At 61.4% G+C, this 19,903-nt stretch carries 19 protein-coding genes; 11 read left to right on the top strand and 8 right to left on the bottom strand.

Annotation, left to right across the window (positions count from 1 at the left end; genetic code table 11):
- The first annotated feature begins 197 nt into the window (after nt 1–197).
- Complete coding sequence (locus JNB85_RS24525) at nt 198–2,072, top strand: methyl-accepting chemotaxis protein (RefSeq protein WP_220336889.1); 1,875 nt, start codon at nt 198–200, stop codon at nt 2,070–2,072.
- Between the two features lie 173 nt (nt 2,073–2,245).
- Here JNB85_RS24525 and JNB85_RS24520 read toward each other — a convergent pair whose 3' ends face one another.
- Nucleotides 2,246–2,446: a hypothetical protein gene (locus JNB85_RS24520; RefSeq protein ID WP_220336888.1), complete on the bottom strand. Its 201-nt coding sequence runs from the start codon at nt 2,444–2,446 to the stop codon at nt 2,246–2,248.
- A 647-nt stretch (nt 2,447–3,093) separates the two neighbouring features.
- On the opposite strand from JNB85_RS24520, the gene JNB85_RS24515 reads away from it, so the two are divergent.
- Nucleotides 3,094–4,242 (top strand): helix-turn-helix domain-containing protein, encoded by a 1,149-nt coding sequence (locus tag JNB85_RS24515; RefSeq protein ID WP_220336887.1) that lies wholly within the window; start codon nt 3,094–3,096, stop codon nt 4,240–4,242.
- Between the two features lie 187 nt (nt 4,243–4,429).
- Nucleotides 4,430–4,879: a DUF4168 domain-containing protein gene (locus JNB85_RS24510; protein ID WP_220336886.1), complete on the top strand. Its 450-nt coding sequence runs from the start codon at nt 4,430–4,432 to the stop codon at nt 4,877–4,879.
- A gap of 112 nt (nt 4,880–4,991) precedes the next feature.
- Here the strand turns inward: JNB85_RS24510 and JNB85_RS24505 are convergent, their stop codons facing one another.
- On the bottom strand, nt 4,992–5,738 hold the full coding sequence (locus tag JNB85_RS24505; protein ID WP_220336885.1) for a glucose 1-dehydrogenase: 747 nt from the start codon (nt 5,736–5,738) through the stop codon (nt 4,992–4,994).
- Nucleotides 5,739–5,845: 107 nt separating this feature from the next.
- Between JNB85_RS24505 and JNB85_RS24500 the strand changes: the two genes are divergently transcribed.
- From JNB85_RS24500 to JNB85_RS24490, 3 genes are all read left to right on the top strand, one after another.
- Nucleotides 5,846–6,190, top strand: coding sequence for an ArsR/SmtB family transcription factor (locus tag JNB85_RS24500; RefSeq protein ID WP_220336884.1), 345 nt, complete (start codon nt 5,846–5,848; stop codon nt 6,188–6,190).
- Nucleotides 6,191–6,404: 214 nt separating this feature from the next.
- Nucleotides 6,405–6,758 carry an ArsR/SmtB family transcription factor gene (locus JNB85_RS24495; protein WP_220336883.1) on the top strand — a complete coding sequence of 118 codons (354 nt, stop codon included), beginning with the start codon at nt 6,405–6,407 and terminating at the stop codon, nt 6,756–6,758.
- Nucleotides 6,748–7,245: an SRPBCC family protein gene (locus JNB85_RS24490; protein WP_220336882.1), complete on the top strand. Its 498-nt coding sequence runs from the start codon at nt 6,748–6,750 to the stop codon at nt 7,243–7,245. Before JNB85_RS24495 ends, JNB85_RS24490 begins: the two co-directional genes overlap by 11 nt.
- Nucleotides 7,246–7,496: 251 nt before the next feature.
- On the opposite strand, the gene JNB85_RS24485 is transcribed toward JNB85_RS24490, so the two are convergent.
- The 3 genes from JNB85_RS24485 to JNB85_RS30795 are packed head-to-tail and all read right to left on the bottom strand — an operon-like array spanning nt 7,497 to nt 10,976.
- Nucleotides 7,497–8,051, bottom strand: coding sequence for an NUDIX hydrolase (locus JNB85_RS24485; protein ID WP_220336881.1), 555 nt, complete (start codon nt 8,049–8,051; stop codon nt 7,497–7,499).
- Between the two features lie 46 nt (nt 8,052–8,097).
- Nucleotides 8,098–9,264 carry a hypothetical protein gene (locus JNB85_RS30800; protein ID WP_223216598.1) on the bottom strand — a complete coding sequence of 389 codons (1,167 nt, stop codon included), beginning with the start codon at nt 9,262–9,264 and terminating at the stop codon, nt 8,098–8,100.
- On the bottom strand, nt 9,234–10,976 hold the full coding sequence (locus tag JNB85_RS30795; RefSeq protein WP_338050352.1) for an ATP-binding protein: 1,743 nt from the start codon (nt 10,974–10,976) through the stop codon (nt 9,234–9,236). Before JNB85_RS30795 ends, JNB85_RS30800 begins: the two co-directional genes overlap by 31 nt.
- Nucleotides 10,977–11,542: 566 nt before the next feature.
- On the opposite strand from JNB85_RS30795, the gene JNB85_RS24475 reads away from it, so the two are divergent.
- The 5 genes from JNB85_RS24475 (at nt 11,543) to JNB85_RS30975 (ending at nt 16,774) form a co-directional block, all read left to right on the top strand.
- Nucleotides 11,543–12,217 (top strand): type 1 glutamine amidotransferase domain-containing protein, encoded by a 675-nt coding sequence (locus JNB85_RS24475; RefSeq protein ID WP_220336880.1) that lies wholly within the window; start codon nt 11,543–11,545, stop codon nt 12,215–12,217.
- 28 nt (nt 12,218–12,245) lie between these two features.
- Nucleotides 12,246–12,542, top strand: a complete 297-nt coding sequence (locus tag JNB85_RS24470) for a putative quinol monooxygenase (RefSeq protein WP_220336879.1) — start codon at nt 12,246–12,248, stop codon at nt 12,540–12,542.
- A 17-nt stretch (nt 12,543–12,559) separates the two neighbouring features.
- Complete coding sequence (locus JNB85_RS24465) at nt 12,560–13,318, top strand: alpha/beta hydrolase (protein WP_223216597.1); 759 nt, start codon at nt 12,560–12,562, stop codon at nt 13,316–13,318.
- 35 nt (nt 13,319–13,353) lie between these two features.
- The gene (locus JNB85_RS24460; protein ID WP_220336878.1) at nt 13,354–14,583 is read left to right on the top strand and encodes an MFS transporter; all 1,230 of its coding nucleotides are present in this window, start codon (nt 13,354–13,356) and stop codon (nt 14,581–14,583) included.
- 373 nt (nt 14,584–14,956) lie between these two features.
- The gene (locus JNB85_RS30975) at nt 14,957–16,774 is read left to right on the top strand and encodes a methyl-accepting chemotaxis protein (RefSeq protein ID WP_220336877.1); all 1,818 of its coding nucleotides are present in this window, start codon (nt 14,957–14,959) and stop codon (nt 16,772–16,774) included.
- Between the two features lie 53 nt (nt 16,775–16,827).
- Here JNB85_RS30975 and JNB85_RS24450 read toward each other — a convergent pair whose 3' ends face one another.
- The 3 genes from JNB85_RS24450 to JNB85_RS24440 all read right to left on the bottom strand — a co-directional run bounded on the left by JNB85_RS24450 (nt 16,828) and on the right by JNB85_RS24440 (nt 19,903).
- On the bottom strand, nt 16,828–18,720 hold the full coding sequence (locus JNB85_RS24450) for a PhoX family protein (protein ID WP_220336876.1): 1,893 nt from the start codon (nt 18,718–18,720) through the stop codon (nt 16,828–16,830).
- 173 nt (nt 18,721–18,893) lie between these two features.
- Entirely contained in the window at nt 18,894–19,397 is a 504-nt protein-coding gene (locus JNB85_RS24445; protein ID WP_220336875.1) for an arsenate reductase/protein-tyrosine-phosphatase family protein, read from the bottom strand.
- Nucleotides 19,398–19,519: 122 nt separating this feature from the next.
- The gene (locus JNB85_RS24440; protein WP_220336874.1) at nt 19,520–19,903 is read right to left on the bottom strand and encodes a VOC family protein; all 384 of its coding nucleotides are present in this window, start codon (nt 19,901–19,903) and stop codon (nt 19,520–19,522) included.

The raw sequence follows: 19,903 nt of genomic DNA, 5'->3' as shown, positions 1-19,903 counted from the left end.
GAGGGCCGTTTATACCGGTATTTGTGGAGCCGCAAATTGCTTTGCGATCGAATGATCGCAGAAGTTTCAACCAGCCCCGACTTATCCGAAAATGGAGCGGGATAGATGTTTAGTTAATACTAAATTATCGATGCGAGGTGAAATTTTATATCGGCCGGCGAGCTGGTCATTTCAGGTCACTTCGATAGGAGACTCGCATGAAACGTCCAAGCATCAAGCAGGCCCTCATTCTGACGCTGACGCTCATCAGCATTTTCATCATCGGTCTATCCTATGTTTCGCTGAGCACGATTTCCACGATCAGCTCGCATGCAGAGCAGATCGGTCACTTCTGGATGCAGCGGCTCGTGACGGCGCGCGAGATCAAGGGCAGTTTCCTCGAACTGGAGGTGGCTTATGCCGATTTCCTTCTGGATACGACAGCCGAAGACCAGAGCGTCGGCAAGCAACGGATCGCCGCTGCAGCCACCTCCGTCGACCAGTTCGTTCTCGAATATGAAAAGGGCGTTCGCACCGAGCGGGGGCGTGAACTCATCAATCAGATCAAGCCGGAAATTTCCAAATTCCGCGACATGGCGGAGCAGATGGTCGCCTTGCAGACCAGCGGCAAGGCGTCCGATGCCGCGCGCCTCTTCAAGGAGACGATGGAGCCGCAGGCCGATGTCGTGAATGCCCGCGTGGCCGATCTCGTTGCCTTCATCCTCAATCAGGCGGAAGGCTTCGTGGACGCCAGCGGTGCCTCGGCGAATTCGGCCTTCACGCTGACAGCGGCGATCGCGGCGCTTGCGGTGACGATTGCCGTGGCCGGTATCGTGTTCGCAGTCCTCGGCATTGCCGCTCCGATCCGCAGGATCGCATCCGCAATGGGCCGCTTGTCTGCCGGAGATCTCGACAGCGATATCCCCTATGCCGGCCGTGCCGACGAAGTCGGTGACATGGCAGGTGCCGTCGAAGTCTTCCGGCAGAATGCGCTCAATGTCGTCAAGCTGGAAAGGGAAGCTGCCGCAACGCGGAGCGAAGCCGAAGCGGCGCGCGCGGCAGCCCGGCTGCGGGCCGAGCGCGAGGCGGAGCAATTGCGTTTCGCGACGACGACGCTGGGTGAAGGACTGCGGCGTCTGGCGGCAGGCGACATATCCTTTCAGCTTTCCGAGCAGTTTGCGGCGGAATACGAAGCGTTGCGCGAGGACTTCAATGCGTCGCTGCGCCAGTTGGGGGCAACGATCGGCGCCGTGCTGCAGACGGTGCACAGCATAGACAACGGCACCAGCGAGATCGCATCGGGTGCCCAGGATCTGTCGAAGCGGACCGAGCAGCAGGCAGCCTCTCTCGAAGAGACGGCGGCGGCCCTCGACGAGATTACCTCGACCGTCTCGACCGCGACCAAGAGGACGGAGGAAGCGCGTCACGTGGCAAGGGAAGCCAATGCCAGCGCGCAGCATTCGGCGACCGTGGTGTCGGAAGCCGAGCAGGCGATGCGCCGCATCGAAGGCAGTTCCCAGCAGATTTCGAACATTATCGGCGTGATCGACGAAATCGCCTTCCAGACCAACCTTCTCGCGTTGAACGCGGGTGTCGAGGCGGCCCGGGCGGGCGAGGCAGGCAAGGGTTTTGCCGTCGTGGCGCAGGAGGTCCGCGAGCTTGCGCAGCGTGCCGCGCAAGCGGCGAAGGAGATCAAGGTGCTCATCCAGCAGTCATCGGCTGAAGTGGAAAATGGCGTGAAACTCGTTCTCCAGACCGGAACGTCGCTCAAAGCGATCGGCGACTATGTCGCGCAGATCAACCAGGTCATGGACGCCATCGCGACCGCGGCACGTGAACAGTCGACCGGACTTGCGGAGATCAACACCGCCGTCAACCAGATGGATCAGTCGACACAGCAGAATGCGGCGATGGTCGAGCAATCGACTGCTGCCGTCGCCTCGCTATCTTCGGAAGCCGGCCGTTTGCGCGACCTGGTCAACCAGTTTCAGCTGGAGGGCAATTTGAGGGGAGACGTTCACGGGCGCAACGCTCGATCGGTTGAAACCGGAATCGTCGATTTGGCGGCGGCGCGCCGCGTCACGCAGCGATGAACCCTGTGAGCGGCGGCAGCGCCGCTTTAGGCCTTGGCGAAGACCCTGCAGGAAATCCGGCAGTGCGTCTTTGTCAGGTTCGAACAGCGGTGTCGTATCGCGACGCGATACGACATACCGCCGCTAACATTTGCTGCATCACGCCCGCAAGCGTAATGGTCTTGCTTCAATGATTAATTCGATTTCACCGTTTTGCTGGCGATCAGCATCACGAGTTCTTCCGAGGCATCCGCGAGCGCCAGTGCCAATTCCGCTGCCGACCATCCGCGGTCCTGCAAATTGCTGAGCATTCCCATCATTGCGATTTCGACTTCCCTTCTGCAGTTCGAAGTCGGCTTCAATTCGATGTGGTTCTGGTTGTCGGTAGTGATCATCGTAGCCTCCGTTTATCACCTGAGAGTTCTCTTAAATCGGTAGGACGGGGTTGCGCGTAAGCATCGGGCTCATACGCATCGACAGTGGCGCCTCAACTTGCGCGCAACCCCTCGCTTCGTCTCACTCGGGCCTTCCAACGATCGCCTCCTTCCCCAGCTGAGAGATCGAGGAGGCCTAAGCCGCCGGTTGTAATAAGTCTTTTTCGGGGGCGGCCGATGTGTGACGAAGAGTCTTCGTAGTAGGCCGAAGCCTATGCCCAACACGCACGAATATTGCTCGGATAGTTCACGACTACCTCCCGGTATTCTCATGTTTTTTCTTGAATTTTGCCGCTTCACCTGGGACTGCTGCCGTCTTTGCGGAGCGCCCGCAGGCGAAATATTCTGGTTTCTTCCGTCTTCGTTCAGGAATGAACCGTGCCTATTTAAATACAGGCATAGGACGCAATTGTCGTTATCCCCGCGTCCTGAAAATTATCGTTCCGTACATTTCTGCTGGAAAGAGAAGTATGATAAACAACTTATGGGCGTGGCTGCCTGCCGATTCCGGGCTTAAGCGGATTCCGGCGGCCATTTGCCACAAAAACGATTGTTCACTCTCAAGTTCAACGGCTCGGTCGGGTCGGCTGATACGCTGGAGGGACTGGATGGCTGCGGATTCCGGATCTGGAGATGACCCCGTTTCAGGGCAGGGGTGGCCGGCTCACCTGGAGCGGCGGCGCTGGCCGCGCGAGCCGGGCACGGAGAAGGAGCGACGCCAGGACGTTGCGCCTGCGCTGCAGCCCGTGCATTTCTCGACGAAAGATCTGCCGCGGAAAGACCAGTTCCAGGCCTGGCGTGCGCATATGGCGCCGCTCGTGGATGTGCATCTGCCGGATGGAAAGTCCCCTGACGACGGGTTCCTTGCCGAACAGACCGGCTGGCATCTCGGCAATATGCTCATCGTCCAGCAGCACACTGAGGCCCATAGCTATATCCGCGATCAATCCATGCTCCGTTCGAGCCCGATAGACCATTGGAACGTCGGCCTGCTTCGCAGCGGCCGGATCTGGACCGAGGTCAGCCGGCACGTCACGGAAACCGGTGCCGGCGAGGTGTTTTTCAGATCTCTCGGTTATCCCTATCGCGGGCGGATGACCGACAGCGCTGCCGTGCTGGTCTTCCTTCCCTATGAACTGCTGGCCATGGATGCAAGCATCCTCCAGGGCGCCAACAACACGCTTCTGTCCGGCAGCCTGGCCGACTTGCTCGTCAGCTATATCGCCGGTCTGGAAACGAAGCTGAGCAATCTGACGGCCGGCGAGGTGCCGCGGATCATACAGACGATCGCCGACATGGTCGTTGCCTGCGCTGCCTCATCCACAAGGGCGGATCCGGGTCAAGTCCAGGCCGGGGTCGGAATGATGGAGCGGGCGCATCGCTACATTCACCTCAACCTGCAATCAGACAATTTGACGCCGGACACCATCTGCCGCGCGTTGGGCATCTCGCGCACGCGGCTCTATCAACTGTTCGAAGCGAGTGGGGGAGTGCTGAATTATATCCGCAAACAGCGACTGCTGCAGGCCTATGCGGATCTGAGCAACCCGGCCGACAGCAGGCCGATCTCCGAGATTGCGGAGGCCGCCGGTTTCGCCGTCGCCGCCAATTTTACCCGCGCTTTCAGTCACGAATTCGGATTGAGCCCGCGAGAAATCCGGAAAACCGTGGCAACCGAGCGCCCGGCTGTTCCGGCTCAGCGCTCCACGCGGCATCACGGGACAACGATCGGTGATTGGCTGACGCTTGCGGGCTGATATCCGCGCCGGGCCGGATGCCGGTGGTCACAAAGCTGCCGCTCAATCGTCAGCAAATTGCCCCGCCACGGCCGCATCGTGCCCTCTTAACAGTCCATCGTTGCGACCTCGCCAGCCTCCAGCGGCTGAGCGATCGACCGAGGCGGTCCTGCTGCCGATCACATCATGCACGTGAAAAGGAATGTCTATGATCACTCGTTACACACCCGTCGCAACGATGACCGCTGCGGTCCTCAGCCTGCTTGCTCTCAGCCCGGCATCCGCCGAGGACATGGCCCAGGCGCAACAGCAGCCGCCGGCGCAGGGCCAGGCGCCGATGCAGGGGCAGAGCGGCGGCAATGGCGCAGCCGCCCCCGTCAGCGATCGGAAAATCGAGGCCTTCGCCGTTGCCTATCTGCAGGTCGACAAGGTCAGGAAGGAATATTCGGCCAAGATTGGCGCGACAAAGGACGAGGCTGCGAAGCAAAAGCTTCAGGAAGAAGCCAAGAAGGAGATGGTCGACACCGTCGAAGCCTCCAACGACATCTCCGTCGAGGAATATTCGTCTATCCTGACCGCCGCACAGAGCGATCCGGCTCTCGCCAAGAAGGTTCTGGAAAAGATCGGCACCCCGCCGCCGGCGCAGCAGCAGCAATAGGGCTGCGCGCTTCTATCGATCGGTTGTTGAGTCCCCAGCCGCAGGCCTTACAGGCAGCGGCGACCGGGGCAGGGGCGCGCGCCTTGAAAGAGCGCGCGCTGTCAACAGGCTATCAGCGGAAACCGCCGGCGGCCGTCACTCGCTCGCCGGTCAGCCAGCCGGCATCTTCCGAGGCGAGGAAAACTGCGATCCTGGCGATGTCGTCCGGCTGGCCGATGCGCCCGAGCGGGGTCTGGGCCACGGCGGTGTGCTCGAAATCGGAGCCCATGATGCCTGCGGTGTGCGCTCCTTCGGTCTCGACCATGCCGGGGAGGATAGCGTTGACGCGGATCTTGCGCGGGCCGAGCTCCTTGGCAAGCACGCCGGTGATGGCGTCCACCGCTCCCTTGGTGCCGGTATAGACGGCGGTGGCGGGCGGGGCGAGGCTGGTGACCACGGAGGAGATGTTGATCACGCTGCCGCCCTCGCCAATGTGCTTGACGGCGGCCTGAGTGGTCAGCAGCAGGCCGAGCACGTTCACGTTGAACTGACGGTGATAATGTTCCTCGGTGATCTCTTCGATCGTTGCGAATTCGTAGACGCCGGAATTGTTGACCAGCACGTCGAGACGGCCGAATTCCTTGATCGCGGCATCGACCAGTCCCTGTGCCTGTTCCGCCTTCGAGACATCGCCCTGTACCGCCACGGCCTTGCCGCCGGCGGCTGAGATCGCCTCGACGACGGCGTCCGCACCCGCCTTGCTCGAGGCGTAGTTGACCACCACTTTTGCGCCTTCAGCGGCGAGCGCCTTGGCAATTGCAGCGCCGATCCCCTTGGAGGCTCCTGTCACCACGGCGACTTTTCCAGCAAGCTTAGACATATCAGTTCCTTTTAACCCGGAGTGCCACCGGTAGTGGCGGCTTCGTTCCGTAGTTCAGAAATTCGGAACTGTTGATCGAGATATCAAGTGCCCCTATATAAAATTTCATGAGACCGCTCTTTCACCCAGCCGTCGAGGATTTGAAGCCGGAGGCGATTCTCTATGCGCTCTCCGATCCCGAGCGTGTGGCGATCTTCGCGCAGATCGCGGGCGTCGGCTCCAGCGGCACGTGCACCGCGCTTGCCAATCTCGGCAGCCGCGTCATTCCCAAATCATCGCTGTCGCAGCATATGAAAGTGCTGCGCGAGGCGGGGCTTATCCGCGGCGAGCGCCATGGCGTGGAGATGCGCAACCATTCGCGCTGCCAGGAAGTGGATCAGCGCTTTCCCGGTCTGATCCAGGCCATTCTCAGTGCTTACGGGCGACCGCCGGGCGACGCGAACGCAGGCTGACCGCCCTGGCACGTTTCGGTTGACCGTCGGCCAGGCTGAACGCGGACCAGTGCGATGATGGTCATCTCTCCCACACTTGTCACGAAGGCAAGCCGCGCCTATTGCCGGTGCCCTGATCGGGTGGGGAGGCGCTGCCAGAGCGGGAGGCCGCCGGCAGCATCGCGCACCCGGTCCCCTTGCGTGCCATCAGTCCTTGCGCTATAAACTGAACCACATGGTTCAGTATGCAAAAGCTCGTCTCGATGCTTCCTTCGCCGCGCTCTCGGACGCCACCCGGCGCGGCATTCTCGTGCGGCTCGGACGCGGGGACGCTTCGATTACGGACCTTGCCGAGACGTTCCACATGACGCTGACAGGCATGAAGAAGCATGTCGGCGTCCTGGAGCAGGCGGGGCTCGTGACCACGGAGAAGGTCGGGCGCGTGCGCACCTGCAGGCTCGGTGTGCGCCAGCTGGAGGAGGAGGCGGGTTGGATCGAGAGCTATCGCCAGCTCTGGAACGCGCGGTTCGACGCATTGGACAAGCTTGTCGAGGAATTGAAACAGAAGGAGAAGGACGATGGAGAGTAAGCCTGCCCTCACGAAGAACCCCACGACGGTGGAACGGACGTCCGAGCGTGAGCTCGTCGTTACCAGAACCTTCGACGGCCCGGTGCATATCGTGTTTCAAGCGTGGACCAAGCCCGAGCTGTTCATGCGGTGGTGGGCGCCGAAGTCGATCGGCGTGCCCATGCTTTCCTGCGAGATGGATGTTCGCGTCGGAGGCGGCTACCGTATTGCGTTTGGCCACGATGCCTCGAACGCCATGGAATTCTTCGGCAAGTATCTCGAAGTGATACCGAATGCGCGCCTGGTCTGGACGAATGAGGAAAGCGACGACGCTGCCATCACCACGGTGACCTTCGAGGAAAGAGGCGGCAAGACGCTGCTGGTGCTGCACGAACTCTATCCCTCGAAGGAGGCGTTCGACGCCAATTCCGGAGCGGAGGGCGGGCTGACCGAGCAGTTCGAGCAACTGGACGAGCTTCTCGTCGCGCTCGGCGCGGGAGGGGTCTGACGTCGCCATCGCGCAGCTGGCTGGCTGGTTGTTTCTGTGTAATCGTCTCGCCGGTTTGGACCCAGGTAAAACCCCTCCCCAACCCCTCCCCACAAGGGGGAGGGACTAACGGGCAGCACCGTCTCGCTTATCCTCAAACATTGAGTATGTGGAACGCGGGTGCCACAGGTTAAGCCCATCCCACCTGTGGGGAGGGGTTGGGGAGGGGCCTTTTTCTCCGGAACTGCCTGTCTATTCACCGGAGCCCGTCGTCACTTCAGCCGCCCGGCTGCCCGGAGCGCCAGGAGGATGGACGAGACGTGAAGAGCCTGCCCGATCAGGCCGACCTGCAATCCATCCAGCACCTCCGGTATGGGAAGGGCATGAACCGTCAGGCCTTCTTCGCCGGCATCGAGGCGTTGCCCATGTCTGCGCTCGGCGCCGGTTGCGAGATAGGTGTGAAGGCGGTTGGTGTGAGAAGCCGGGTTCGGATAGAGGCTGCTGATCAATTGCCAGTTTTGGGCAATATAGCCGGTTTCCTCTTCCAGTTCGCGGCGGGCTGCCTTTTCGCTGTCGCCGTCCTGCGCGTCGAGGCCGCCTCCCGGTACTTCCAGGAAGAAACTGCCCGCCGCATGCCGATATTGGCGAACGAGCAAAAGGCGGTCATCAGGAGTGATCGCAACGATATTGATCCAATCGGGATAGGACATCACGTAATAGGGCGAAATCGTCACGCCATCAGGAGTCACGCAGTCGTCGGCGCGTAGATTCAGCCACCGGTCCTGCAGGATCGTCCTGGATTTGACCAACGTCCAACCGTCGTCCATTCAAAAATTCTCCTGTTTTTGAGCTCGCGGATTTCGACCATTTCGTTCAGACCGCCTCGCCATCTCCAAGCTGTGCGAACGAGGCGAGCAGGCCGGCTGCGACGGCAAGGTCGGGCGTTTCGAATCCTTCGGTGAATTCGTTATAAACAGGTTGCAGCATCTTGCGTACATCATGTTCCCGCGACCGGACACGCCAGAGCTTTGCGAGATCGCAGGCTGATCGCAATCGCCATGACAATGCACCGATTTCCCGGGCCAGCGCCATCGACTCGACGAGGAGCGTCTCCGCCTCGTACGGCCGGACCTCGGCTTTCAGAATGGAGGCCCGGATGCGCAGAAGCTCGGGAACGCACCACTGCTCGTTCTGCGTATAGGCGCAATCGAGCGCTTCCCGGATGGTGGCGGCGGCGTCCGCCAGGCGGCCGCATTTCGCCAATGCCTCCGCAAAGCCGCCGAGATAGAAGGGGAACCGCGCCAGATGCCTGATAGCGCGGAACTCCCCGACAGCTTGCTCGAGCAGCCCCAGTCCTTCTGCCGCCGTGTCGTCTTGAGCGCATGCCATCGCACCGCGGCAGAAGATGGCGACCGGCCGCCAGATGACGATGCCATGCCGGACGATTTGATCGTCGAGCATCGCGGCAAAGCGGCCGCATTCCTGATAGCGCCTGCTCAGAAGGAAGGTGAGGCTCGCCCATGCGAGAGCGTTGCTCAGCGAAAGTTCGTGCCCGGTCTTTCGCGCGAGCGCGATCGTCACCTCCGCAGTGCGCGCGGCTGTGTCGGGTAAGCCCGTAAGCCACTGTATGTGCGACAGGATATTGCCGACATCGACATTCCTGTCGTACAGGAAACGTGCGAACCGCGGGTCGTTGGAGTCTTTCAGATAGTTTCCGTAAAAGCGTTCAATGCGTTGCCGGGCGTCGTCAAACCGGGCGATGAACAGGTCGGCCACGGCCAAATGCGTTTCGCCCGCCGGCAACGCGGATGGGTCGGCTGCGGCGGCGACCGAAACGAAGGTCTCGAGCGTCGCGATCCCGGCGTCGTGTTCGCCGCCGAACAACTGGTATGTACCGATCAGCCTCAGGCAACGGAGTTGATGGTCGATATCGCGGATCCGAACCGCAATTTCCAACGCTCGTTGCATGGCGTCCATGGCGGGGGGTATGGCGCCGCGCATGAACATCGTCACGCCTGCGAGCGACACCTGAAGCTGCATCTCGGCCGCCGTCCCGGCAAGCCCGGCTCCGTCCAGTTCCTCAAGCGCCCGAGAGACGTGAACGCGGCATTCTTCAGTAAGAGAGAAGTGGTTCCAGAGCAGGCATCCCGCGACGGAGAGGCGGGCGTACAGCGATCCGTCCGCGGCAATCCCTCCGGCCCAGTCCAGCGCCGAGCGCAGGTCGTCGAGGACGCCTCCATAAGCATGTGCCCAATCGGGGGCCGGACGTAGGGCCCACTCGCTCGCTGCGCGCTCCAGAACCGCACAAATTGCTCCGCATGCCGACGGCGGACTGCCTCCTCCTCGCCGCTCAACTGCAGTTGTTCGAGACAGTATGCACGCGTCGTCTCCAGGAGGCGATAAGCAAGCGTGTCGGCAGCCACGTCCATCGAAAGCAGAGACTTTGCGACGAGGTTGGCCACGTCGTCGATCATCCGCACCCGTTCGAGACCCTCACCGGCGACGGCGCAGGCCGCATCGAGACTGAAGGAGCCGGAAAAGACCGACAACCGGCGGATGACCGCGCGCTCGCTCTGCGAGAGAAGATCATAACTCCATTCGATCACCGCCCTCAGGGTGCGATGGCGCTCGGGACCGGCGCGATGCCCGCTCAGCAGACGAAATCGATCGTCCAGATGCGCGAGCAGTCCCTCCAATCCGAAAGAATCGACACGCGTCGCCGCAAGCTCGATCGCCAGCGCAAGACCATCGAGTCGCCGGCAGATCTCCGCGACCGTCAGTGCGTTGGCATCGCTCAGTTCGAACGACTCAAGCCTGTCGGTCGCGCGGTCTACGAAGAGTTGAATGGCGGGATATCTGAGCGCTTCCGCAGCGTTCAGATCAGACGAAGAGGGCGGCGCGCCGAGCCCCGGCAGCCTGCGGACGCGTTCGCCTCTCACGCCAAGCGGCTCCCGGCTGGTGGCGAGGATCCTGACGCTTGGCGCTTCGGCCAGGATCCGATCCGCACAGAAGGCTGCCGCCTCGATGATGTGCTCGCAATTATCGAACACGAGGAGCATCTCACAGTCGCTGATATAGCTGCTCAACGCAGCGAGCAGGTTCGCAGAGTGCGTTGCCAGACCGATCGCAGCCGCGACGGCATTGGGCACGAGCGAAGAATCCTTCAATAGCGCCAGATCGATCAGCCAGACGCCGTCTCTGAAAGACCCGATCGCCTGCTCGGCGGCGGCCAGCGCAACCGTCGTTTTTCCGATGCCGCCGGCACCGACGATGGACACTAGCCTGGATGCATCCAGATCGCGCCTGATGGCTTCAATCGCATCATTCCTCCCGAAGACCCTCGTTGTCGCGATCGGCAGATTGTGACTGCGTATCGCCGCCGCCGTCGAGGACGGCGCGAGGCCGGGCGATTCATCGACCTGGACCGGCGCAATGAACCGATAGCCGCGCCCCGTGACCGTCGCTATGTATTGCGCGGTCCCAACGCCATCACCGAGGGCGCGCCTCAAGGCCGCCATGTTGACCTTGAGGTTGCCATCATCGACGACGAGGTTCGGCCAAACCCGCGCGATCAATTCGCGCTTGTCCACGAGTTCGCCCGGGCGCTCGACCAGGGTTGTCAGGATGTCCAGCGCGCGGCCTCCTATCCGGACGGGGGCGTCGCCTTGCAAAAGCAGCTGGCGCTCGGGAATGAGCACGAAAGGTCCAAAGGAGAAGGACCGGGAAAGCTGCTCGGCAAGGTCGCTCGTCACAATCTTTTTCCTTCGATGAAGGCTGCCAGATCAAAGAGAAAGTCTCGCCGTCCTCGTCGTCGAAGAGCTGGCGTGGCTCGCAGCGGTTCACAACAAGATTTTACCATAATTAACCGACAGCAGATCGCAATCGCATGTAGACTGCCTGGGTAAGTAAAGATCCTGGTCCCCCCAGCATTGATAGTCCTGCGTACTGGGTGTGGCCCTGATTGGTTCGGAAGAAACACAGTGGCTGCCCAGGCGGCCAAGTATTTAAGATATCATTAATAGAATTCGGCGGCACCGATATCTTTGTCGTGCTCGAGCATGCTCGAGCTCGGGCAGGCTGTGACTTGGCAAGCGCAAGTGAGGAGCAGGGACCAGGTGTCCGGCAAGGCCAGCGGCGGTGACGCGGTCGTGGATCGAGACAGGAATGCCGCCAGGCCGTTTCACGCGTCGCGGCCCGGAGACACGGTAAGCGAGTGACCTCAAAACGAGTGAGGTCGCCTTGATGGGATTGCGACGGGGATTGCGGAACGACCGCAGCCCGAATCCCGGATGTATCATCGTTCAATTAGGGGGAAGCCATGACAAAACATGTCCTTTTCATCGTCACCAACGCAGCCGTGATCGGGCCGCACAGTCGCAAGACCGGCTTCTTTTTCGCCGAGGTCGCTCATCCTTTCGATGTGCTCGACAAGGCCGGGATCGCAATCGAGTTTGCCTCACCCGCAGGCGGATGGACGCCGTATGACGCCTATGACGAGAAGGATCCTGCTCAGAAGGGATTTCTCGAGAGCAAAGCCTTCCGTCGCCTCAATCACAGCCGCAAGCTCGCCGAGGTGGACGCCGCCGACTACGACGCCATCCTGATCCCCGGCGGTCTCGGGCCGATGGTCGATATCCAGCGCAACGCAGACGTCCAGAGGGCTGTTGTGCGCGCCTGGAGCACGGACAAGCTGGTGAGCGCCGTTTGTCACGGTCCGTGCTCGTTGCTCGGCGTGGATCTCGGCGATGGCACGCCGTTCGTGCGCGGCAAGAAGCTCACGTCCTTCTCGAAGAAGGAGGAATATGACTACGCCCGAGATGACGTGCCCTACGAACTCGAGGACGCATTGAGGGGGGAGGGCGCCGAGTATTCGTCGGCATCCAACTGGGAGCCTCACGTTGTCGTCGATGGCCGCCTCATCACCGGCCAGAATCCCGCCTCGGCGGGACCGCTGGCAAAAGAGTTGCTCGCTGCTCTGAAGGACCGGGCGTGATGAGCCGCATCCACGATGGGAATGAACCATGTCCACGCGCGTGAAGACCGTGGGGATACTGACCGGGCACCCCGGTAAGGCATCCGAACTCGGAGCGTTTCTTTCGGCAATGCGGGTGCATAGCCGGGCCGAGCCCGGAAATCTGCGGTGGGATATCTGGCGAGACAAGGCCAACCCCGACCGCTTCGTGCTCGATGAGCTTTATGTCGATGACGCGGCCGTCGCCGCGCATCGCGATACGCCGCACTTCAAGGACTATGCCGCCAGGATCGGCGATCTCGCCGACCGAACACCGATCACTCTCGACCCGATCGAGGTCGATTAACCCTGGAGAGAATTCCGATGAAAAGCGCAATAACAGGATTGCTCACTGCCATGATCACAACCGCTTCCGCCGTCGTCGGCCACGCAGCCGACAAGCCTGTGTCGATCGTGCTCGTGCACGGCGCCTTCGTCGATGCTTCGGGCTGGCAGCAGGTCTACGACATCCTTTCCGCCGACGGCTACGAGGTTCTGGCCGTCCAGAATCCGACGATTACCCTGCAGGGTGACGTCGATGCCACCAGGCAGGTCATCGCCCGGGCCAGCAAGCCGGTCGTCCTTGTCGGCCATTCCTATGGCGGGGCCGTGATTACCGAGGCCGGCAGCCTGCCAAAGGTCAAGAGCCTGGTTTACCTCGCCGCATACGCGCTTCAAGCAGGAGAGTCGGTCTACGACATCGGCACGGCGCCGACGCCCGGCGAAGACAAGGCGCCGCTGCTTCCGCCAAGCGACGGGTTCCTGCTGGTAGACTTTGCCAAATTCCCGACATCCTTTGCAGCCGATGTCGATCCCGCCAAGACAAAGTTCATGGCCGAATCCCAGGTTCCCTGGGGGCTCGGCGCCGTGCAGACCAAAATCACCGCGCCGGCGTGGAAGGAAAAGCCCACCTATTTCATGGTGACGAAGAACGACCACATGATCCCGCCCAGCCAGCAACGCTCCATGGCCGCGCGGGCCGGAGCGAAGGTCGTCGAGGTCGAGTCCAGCCATGCCGTGATGCTTTCGCATCCGCAGGACGTGGCGGACTTCATCACCAGTGCGGCCGCGCCGTCGAACTAGGACACTGCGGCCCGCCGCCTACAGGAGTGTGACACATGTTCCAAAAGGCCTTCGAACCGCAATGCAAGACGGTAGCGATCCATTGCACAGATGCGGCCCAACACCGGCGTCGCGGTTTGACGCTGTTTGCGCTGGCGCTTGGAAGCTTCTGTATCGGCACATCCGAATTCGCAAGCATGGGCGTTCTGCAGCTCTTTGCCGAAAGCCTTGAAATCAGCATACCGGCGGCAACGAATGCGATTACGGCCTATGCGTTCGGGGTGGTGATCGGTGCGCCGCTTGTCACGCTTGCTGCTGCCCGGCTGAACCGGAAAAGCCTGCTTCTGGCATTGCTCGGCCTTTTCATTATCGGCAATGTGCTCTCCGCGCTTGCAGCCAATCTCGGCATGTTCGCGCTTGCCCGCTTCATCAGCGGCATGCCGCAGGGCGCCTATTTCGGTGCCGGTGCCGTCGTCGCCTCCTACATCGTGGGACCTGGGCATGGCGGCAAGGCCTTTGCCCTCGTGATGACCGGACTGACCGTTGCCACAATTATCGGTTCGCCGCTCGCCACCTTTCTTGGCCAGAACCTCGGCTGGCGGAACACCTATTTCGCCGTTGCCGGTGTCGGCGTGCTGGCGCTTCTGGCCCTTTGGGCATGGGTGCCGCGGACCGAGGTGCTGGACGGCGGGCCGATCGCGCAGGAACTGAGTTCGCTCCGCCGAGGTTCCGTCTGGATCATGATGCTTGTCGCCGCCCTCGGCGTCGCAAGCATCTTCGCCGTCTACACGTTCATCGGACCGTTCGTGACGGATGTCGCGGTCATCGACAGAGCATGGATCCCGCTGGCGCTGGCCCTCTTCGGGATCGGCATGACGGCAGGGAACCTTATCGGCGGACGGATCGCCGACAGCCATCCTTCGTTGGGGCTCGTCGTCGGCTTCGGCAGTGCGCTCGTCGTACTGGCGGTCCTCGCTTTATCAGGAGGGAATGTCGCGCTGCTGATGATCGGCCTCTTCGGCGTCGGCGCTACGATGATGATTGCCATCCCTACGATCCAGGTGCGGCTGACAAGCTTTGCGCCGGAAGCACCGACCTTGATGGGCGCCATGAACCTGGCAGCCCTCAACGTTGCCAACGCCATCGGCGCCTGGGCCGGCGGAGCGGCGATCGCGGCGGGGTTCGGTCTTCTCTCGGCGGTCTGGGCCGGGTTCCTCTTGACGCTCCTTGGCCTGGTCGTCTTTGCGATCACGCTGCCGCGCGCTCCTCAACTTGCTGCCGCGTGAGAGCCGGCCCGACCTTAACCATGCCTGCCAATTCCCGAGCCCGTGGCCGCCGCCTTCGAAGTTGCGGCCTCGAAAGCAAGTTGAAAGCAGGCCCAAATGCTCATCCTCGAAGTCGAGCCGGTTATGCTATCGGAAATTGGGAGGTGACAATAGAGTCATGGGATCTGCTCCCATGAAGGTGTGAGATGCATTTTGTCTTTGCTATAAAATCTGTTGTTTTTGACAAACAACATTTCCGGCCTTGGTTTTGTCAAATAACAAGGTGGCATTCGAGACTATTTATTTACCATGCAATATTAAAGTCTGAAGATGTGCTCGCCCAGGAGGTGGGTGGAGCGCGTAACGCCGGGTGCCGCATCTTCAGGGATTCATCATGAAGCTCACCATTGCAAGAAATCTCGCCGTCGTGGGCATCGCCGTCTCCGTCGGCATGTTCGCGTCCTTCGGGCTGCAGCAGGCAGCCCTTGGACGGCTCAAGGTCAACGGACCGATCTACGAGCAGATCGTCTACGGCAAAGACCTGATCGCCGATATCCTGCCGCCGCCGCTCTTCGTAGTCGAATCCTACATGCTGTCGCATGAGGCGAACGACTTTCCCGATCTTGTAGATGCCAATCTCGCCAAGATCGCGACGCTGAAGGCAGCCTATGAGGATCGCCGCGCCTATTGGCAGACGACCGGCCTGCCGCAGCCGCTCAAGGACGAGCTCAACAAGGAAGTGGTGGCCAAGGGCGACATCTTCTGGAAGGTGATGGAAGAGGACGTCATCCCGGCACTCAAGGCGAAGCAGGATGGCGCTGCAACCGGGCCGATGGTGAAGCTCAGGACCGCGTTCCACGAACATCAGGATGCAGTCGAAAAGCTCGTGGTCAATTCCGATACCTATCTCAAGGGTCAGGAGAAGAATGCTGCCGACGAGATCATGACATGGACCTCGGCCGCCGCGGCGGCTTCGCTCGCGTCCTTCCTGCTGCTGCTTGCCGGGCTCTATTTCTTCCGCCGCCGCGCCATCCTGCCGATCGATGGCATGAGGCGCTATATGAGCGGCCTTGCCAATGGCGACTTCTCGCAGGAGGTGCCCTTCGCCGAGCGCAGCGACGAGATCGGCCAGATGGCGCAAGCCGTCGTCGTCTTCCGCACCAATTCGCTCGAGCGCCGCGAAGGCCACCTGCGCGAAGCGGAGGCCAAGGAAGCCGAAGTCGCCCGCCAACGCCAGTTGGCCGCCGAGCGCGCTGGCGAGGAAGCCGCGCGTGACGAGGTGATCCATTCGCTCACCCGCGCACTGGATGAATTGTCACGCGGCAATCTCGGCTTCCATATCGATACCAGGTTCTCATCCGCCTACGAAGAGCTCCGTGCCGCCTTCCATGCCAGTGTCGACACGCTGTCCGGCTCGATCGACGCCGTCTCCGGCGCGACCAGCACGCTGCGCCATTCTTCACAGGATATCGCCGGCGCCATGGAGGCGCTGTCGAAGCGGACCGAGCAGCAGGCAACGACCATCGAAGAGACATCGGCTGCACTCACCGAGATCACCTCGGCCATCGGCAATTCCTCGTCCCAATCGGCCGAGGCAAGCCAGGTGACCGACGAGACCAGCAAGGCTGCGCTGAAATGCACCGAGTTGATGCGTGAGGCAATAGCGGCAATGCAGCGGATCGAGGGTTCGTCGGACCAGATCGGCTCGATCATCAACGTCATCGACGACATCGCCTTCCAGACCAACCTTCTGGCGCTCAATGCCGGCGTCGAGGCAGCCCGCGCGGGCGAAGCCGGCAAGGGTTTTGCCGTCGTGGCGCAGGAAGTGCGCGAACTTGCCTCCCGCTCGGCCAATGCCGCCAAGGAGATCAAGGTTCTGGTCTCGACATCGTCGGACCAGGTCGGCTCGGGCGTGGCGCTCGTCAACCGCACCGGCGAAGCGCTCTCCCATATCGAAACCAAGGTGCAGCATGTCGGGCAACTGATCCAGGCGGTGGTCACATCGTTAAACGAGCAGTCCTCGGCGATCCGCGAAATCAACAGCTCCGTTCATGCAATGGACGAGGTGACCCAGCGCAATTCCGCCATGGCGGCGGAAACCAACTCGGCCTGCAAGGGGCTCAACGAGCAGGTCCTGGCGCTGGAAGAGATCGTTTCGCGCTTCCAGATCGCCGCCGCACGACCTGCCGTTACGGCAAACCGCGCCGCCTGAGCCGGAAGGGGCGCCAAGGCCGGCGCCCCCAGGTCTTTGTCGACACTTATCGGTTACCCGACAAGCCCGTTGTCGTCTCGCTTGATCGCAATGATGGTGGAGCGCGGAAGCTTGCCTTCGCCGTCCGGGAAGGGAGCGTCGGGGTGCTGAATGCCGACGAAGTGGGTGCGCTTGTCGGCGGACCAGGTCTGGCCGGTGACCTCCGAGCCTTTCGGACCGGTCAGGAAACGTTCGATGCGACCGGTCGCCGGGTCGCCGGCGAGCATCTGGTTGTTGCCCTGGCCGAGGAAGTCGCCTTCGTTGGTGTCTTCACCGTCCGTCTGGATCCATAGCAGACCGGTCGAATCGAACATCATGCCGTCAGGGGAGTTGAACATGTTGCCGGAGTTGATATTCGACGAGCCGGCATAGGTGTCCTTGTGAACGTCCGGATTGCCGGCCATGACGAACAGGTCCCACTTGAACTTGCCATCGGCGTGATCGTCGTTTTCCGGATACCAGCGCACGATCTGGCCGTACTGGTTCTTCTCGCGCGGGTTGGCGCCGCCGACCGGCATTTCGTCGCCGCCGGCATTCTTCTTCACGCCACGATTGGTGTTGTTGGTCAGCGCGCAATAGGCTTCGATCGCGACAGGATTGACGGCGACCCATTCCGGACGGTCCATGGTGGTGGCGCCGACCTTGGAGGCGGCCTGGCGGGTGAAGACGCAGATCTCGTCCATTTTCATGCCTGTTGATTCCGGCGTGAGTGCCAGCCATTCGCCATTGCCGTCGTCGGAGAACTTGGCGACGGAGAGCGTGCCGTCTTCGAGCAGCTTGGAAGTATCGCCGCCGGGAACATAGATGCCGTTGGAGACGAACTTATAGAGAAATTCGCCACGCTCGTCGTCGCCCATGTAGACAACCACGCGACCGTCACGGGCAATCACGACAGCGGCGTTCTCATGCTTGATACGGCCGAGCGCCGTACGCTTGATCGGCGTCGAGGAAGCGTCCGATGGATCGATTTCGACGACGTAGCCGGCGCGGCGCGGTTCGTTCGGGTTTTTCGAAACGTCGAAGCGCTCATCGAACTTCTCATAGCCGTAGCGGGTCTCGGCCGTAATGCCGTAGCGCTTGTAGTCGTCGGGCATCTTGAAGTCGGCGGCGGTGGTGCCGAAGTAGCCGTTGAAGTTCTCTTCGCAGGTCAGATAGGTGCCCCACGGCGTCTTGCCGGCGCCGCAGTTGTTGAAGGTCCCGAGACAGTCGGTGCCCGCCGGATCTGCTGCGGTCTTGACGAGATCGGAGCCGGCGGCCGGGCCGGAGAGCTTCATCGGCGTATTGTGGTGGATGCGGCGATTGAACGGGCTGTCGACGACGATTTCCCAGCCATGCTCACCTTCGGCGACTTCCATGACGGTGACGCCCTGCAGGTTCTGCAGAATCTTCACGTCGTCGGCGCTTTTCGGCATGCCCTTTTCATTATGCGGAAGATTGATTTCGTTGTTCACATATTCATGGTTGACGGCAATGACCTGATGGTCGCCGATCACGAACAATTCCATGCCGTCAGTGTTTTCACCGAAGACCTTGTCCGAGTTTTCGACGCTGACGCCGTTGACCGGATCGATATCCGGAACGTTGGAGAACAGCGGCTGGCCCCACTTGGCAAGCGGCTTCCAGACATAACCTTCGGGGACATGCACGGTGTTGTCGGTGAAGACCGGGATCGGCTTGAAGGCGAAGCGGGACGCGGCTTCCTGCGCCTGAGCCGAAGTGGAGCTCGCAAGATTGCCGAGCGTACCCATGGCAGCGGCGGCCGAACCGACGGCCAGGATGCCGCCGAGGAAGCCGCGGCGCGAAATAGCCGATTCGACGACACGATCGAAATCGGTTTCCGCCGGCGGCGGATTTTGCAATTCGTCCCATTCGTCCCAGGACAATTTGCTGGTGTCGATGTCAGTCATGGCGCGTCTCCTTTGTTGCTTTTGGAATAGTTCCGACAAGGACGTACTTCTGTAAAACTACATCCGGATGACGAGGGGGCTGCTGTTGGCATTAAGGCCGAGGCCGTCTGAACAGGAATGCCAGATGTCAGCCCGTCCACGACTGCTCGTGCTATTGACCGTTTCGTTGGAGCCTAAGCCGTGTCTGAATCACCGATGCCCTTGATCTGGTGCTGCAGGCTCATCCGGTCCAGCGAGGCAAAGGGCAGGTTGATGAAGATGTTCAGGCGGCGTTCCAGGCCGGCAAGCACCTGCATGAAGGCCTGCTTGCGTTCCCAGGGCTCGCCCTCGGCGAGGACCGGGTCAGGGCAGCGCCAATGGGAGGTAATCGGCAGGCCGGGCCATTCCGGAAGCGCTTCCCCGGCGGCGGTATCACTGAGAGTGAAGACGAAATCCAGCTCTGCGGCGCCAGCATCCGCGAACGCCCTGAAATGCCGCGGCGTCAGCTCTTCGATCGGGTAGTCGGTATTCCGCAGCAGCTCCAGGACGGCCGGCTCGATCATCGGCGCCGGATCGACGGCAGCGCTGAAGGCTTTGAACCGCCCTTTGCCGATCTTGTTCAAGATGGCTTCAGCCATCACGCTGCGCGCGGAATTGCGGCGCGATAGAAAGAGCACGCGATACATTCCGTCTTGCATCAGTCCCCCTCGGACGCGATATCGGAAATCGATAAAGCTATGCCAAGGCTCGATGACGGTTTTATGAAGCCAGGTCCGCAGAACGTTAAGAGCTGCCGGAAAGTGCCTTGGCTGCAAACGCGCTACTTCTTCGGCGGCTCGAACAATTCGACGGGATTGCCCGCGGGGTCGTCGACGAGGATCTGCTTGCCGCCCATCCCGGCCACGATATCGTTGCGGAATTTGGCGCCCGATGTCTTCAGGCGTGCGACCTCGTCTTCGATATTGTCGACCTCTATCTGGATGCGGTTCCAGCCGCCGGGTTCGGGGCGGCGTCCATCCGGCATGGGCTGGGATGCGCCGCCTGGCCCGGTCGTGCCGTTCACCAGCAGGCGAAGATCGCCTCTGGTGAGCATGGCGAAGCTCGGAGCCGGATGCATGGTGAGCGCGAAGCCGAGCGACTGCGTATAGAATGCAATCGCGGCGTCGACGTCGTCGACGATGTAACGAACGCTGACAGTGGCCAT

Source organism: Rhizobium mesosinicum, assembly GCF_019511345.1.
In the GTDB taxonomy this organism is placed as follows: Bacteria; Pseudomonadota; Alphaproteobacteria; order Rhizobiales; family Rhizobiaceae; genus Rhizobium; species Rhizobium mesosinicum.
The sequence above is the reverse complement of the archived record's forward strand: the minus strand, read 5'-3'. Positions and strand labels throughout refer to the sequence as shown.

What these genes read in the sequence shown, in the direction of transcription:
- JNB85_RS24520 (WP_220336888.1), bottom strand. Translation starts at nt 2,446, where the DNA reads ATGATCACTACCGACAACCAGAACCACATCGAATTGAAGCCGACTTCG.
- JNB85_RS24470 (WP_220336879.1), top strand. Translation starts at nt 12,246, where the DNA reads ATGTCCACGCGCGTGAAGACCGTGGGGATACTGACCGGGCACCCCGGT.
- JNB85_RS24445 (WP_220336875.1), bottom strand. Translation starts at nt 19,397, where the DNA reads ATGCAAGACGGAATGTATCGCGTGCTCTTTCTATCGCGCCGCAATTCC.
- JNB85_RS24440 (WP_220336874.1), bottom strand. Translation starts at nt 19,903, where the DNA reads ATGGCCACTGTCAGCGTTCGTTACATCGTCGACGACGTCGACGCCGCG.
- JNB85_RS24510 (WP_220336886.1), top strand. Translation starts at nt 4,430, where the DNA reads ATGATCACTCGTTACACACCCGTCGCAACGATGACCGCTGCGGTCCTC.
- JNB85_RS24465 (WP_223216597.1), top strand. Translation starts at nt 12,560, where the DNA reads ATGAAAAGCGCAATAACAGGATTGCTCACTGCCATGATCACAACCGCT.
- JNB85_RS24460 (WP_220336878.1), top strand. Translation starts at nt 13,354, where the DNA reads ATGTTCCAAAAGGCCTTCGAACCGCAATGCAAGACGGTAGCGATCCAT.
- JNB85_RS30800 (WP_223216598.1), bottom strand. Translation starts at nt 9,264, where the DNA reads ATGCAGCTTCAGGTGTCGCTCGCAGGCGTGACGATGTTCATGCGCGGC.
- JNB85_RS24450 (WP_220336876.1), bottom strand. Translation starts at nt 18,720, where the DNA reads ATGACTGACATCGACACCAGCAAATTGTCCTGGGACGAATGGGACGAA.
- JNB85_RS24515 (WP_220336887.1), top strand. Translation starts at nt 3,094, where the DNA reads ATGGCTGCGGATTCCGGATCTGGAGATGACCCCGTTTCAGGGCAGGGG.
- JNB85_RS24500 (WP_220336884.1), top strand. Translation starts at nt 5,846, where the DNA reads ATGAGACCGCTCTTTCACCCAGCCGTCGAGGATTTGAAGCCGGAGGCG.
- JNB85_RS24485 (WP_220336881.1), bottom strand. Translation starts at nt 8,051, where the DNA reads ATGGACGACGGTTGGACGTTGGTCAAATCCAGGACGATCCTGCAGGAC.
- JNB85_RS24495 (WP_220336883.1), top strand. Translation starts at nt 6,405, where the DNA reads ATGGTTCAGTATGCAAAAGCTCGTCTCGATGCTTCCTTCGCCGCGCTC.
- JNB85_RS24475 (WP_220336880.1), top strand. Translation starts at nt 11,543, where the DNA reads ATGACAAAACATGTCCTTTTCATCGTCACCAACGCAGCCGTGATCGGG.
- JNB85_RS30975 (WP_220336877.1), top strand. Translation starts at nt 14,957, where the DNA reads ATGAAGCTCACCATTGCAAGAAATCTCGCCGTCGTGGGCATCGCCGTC.
- JNB85_RS24525 (WP_220336889.1), top strand. Translation starts at nt 198, where the DNA reads ATGAAACGTCCAAGCATCAAGCAGGCCCTCATTCTGACGCTGACGCTC.
- JNB85_RS24490 (WP_220336882.1), top strand. Translation starts at nt 6,748, where the DNA reads ATGGAGAGTAAGCCTGCCCTCACGAAGAACCCCACGACGGTGGAACGG.
- JNB85_RS24505 (WP_220336885.1), bottom strand. Translation starts at nt 5,738, where the DNA reads ATGTCTAAGCTTGCTGGAAAAGTCGCCGTGGTGACAGGAGCCTCCAAG.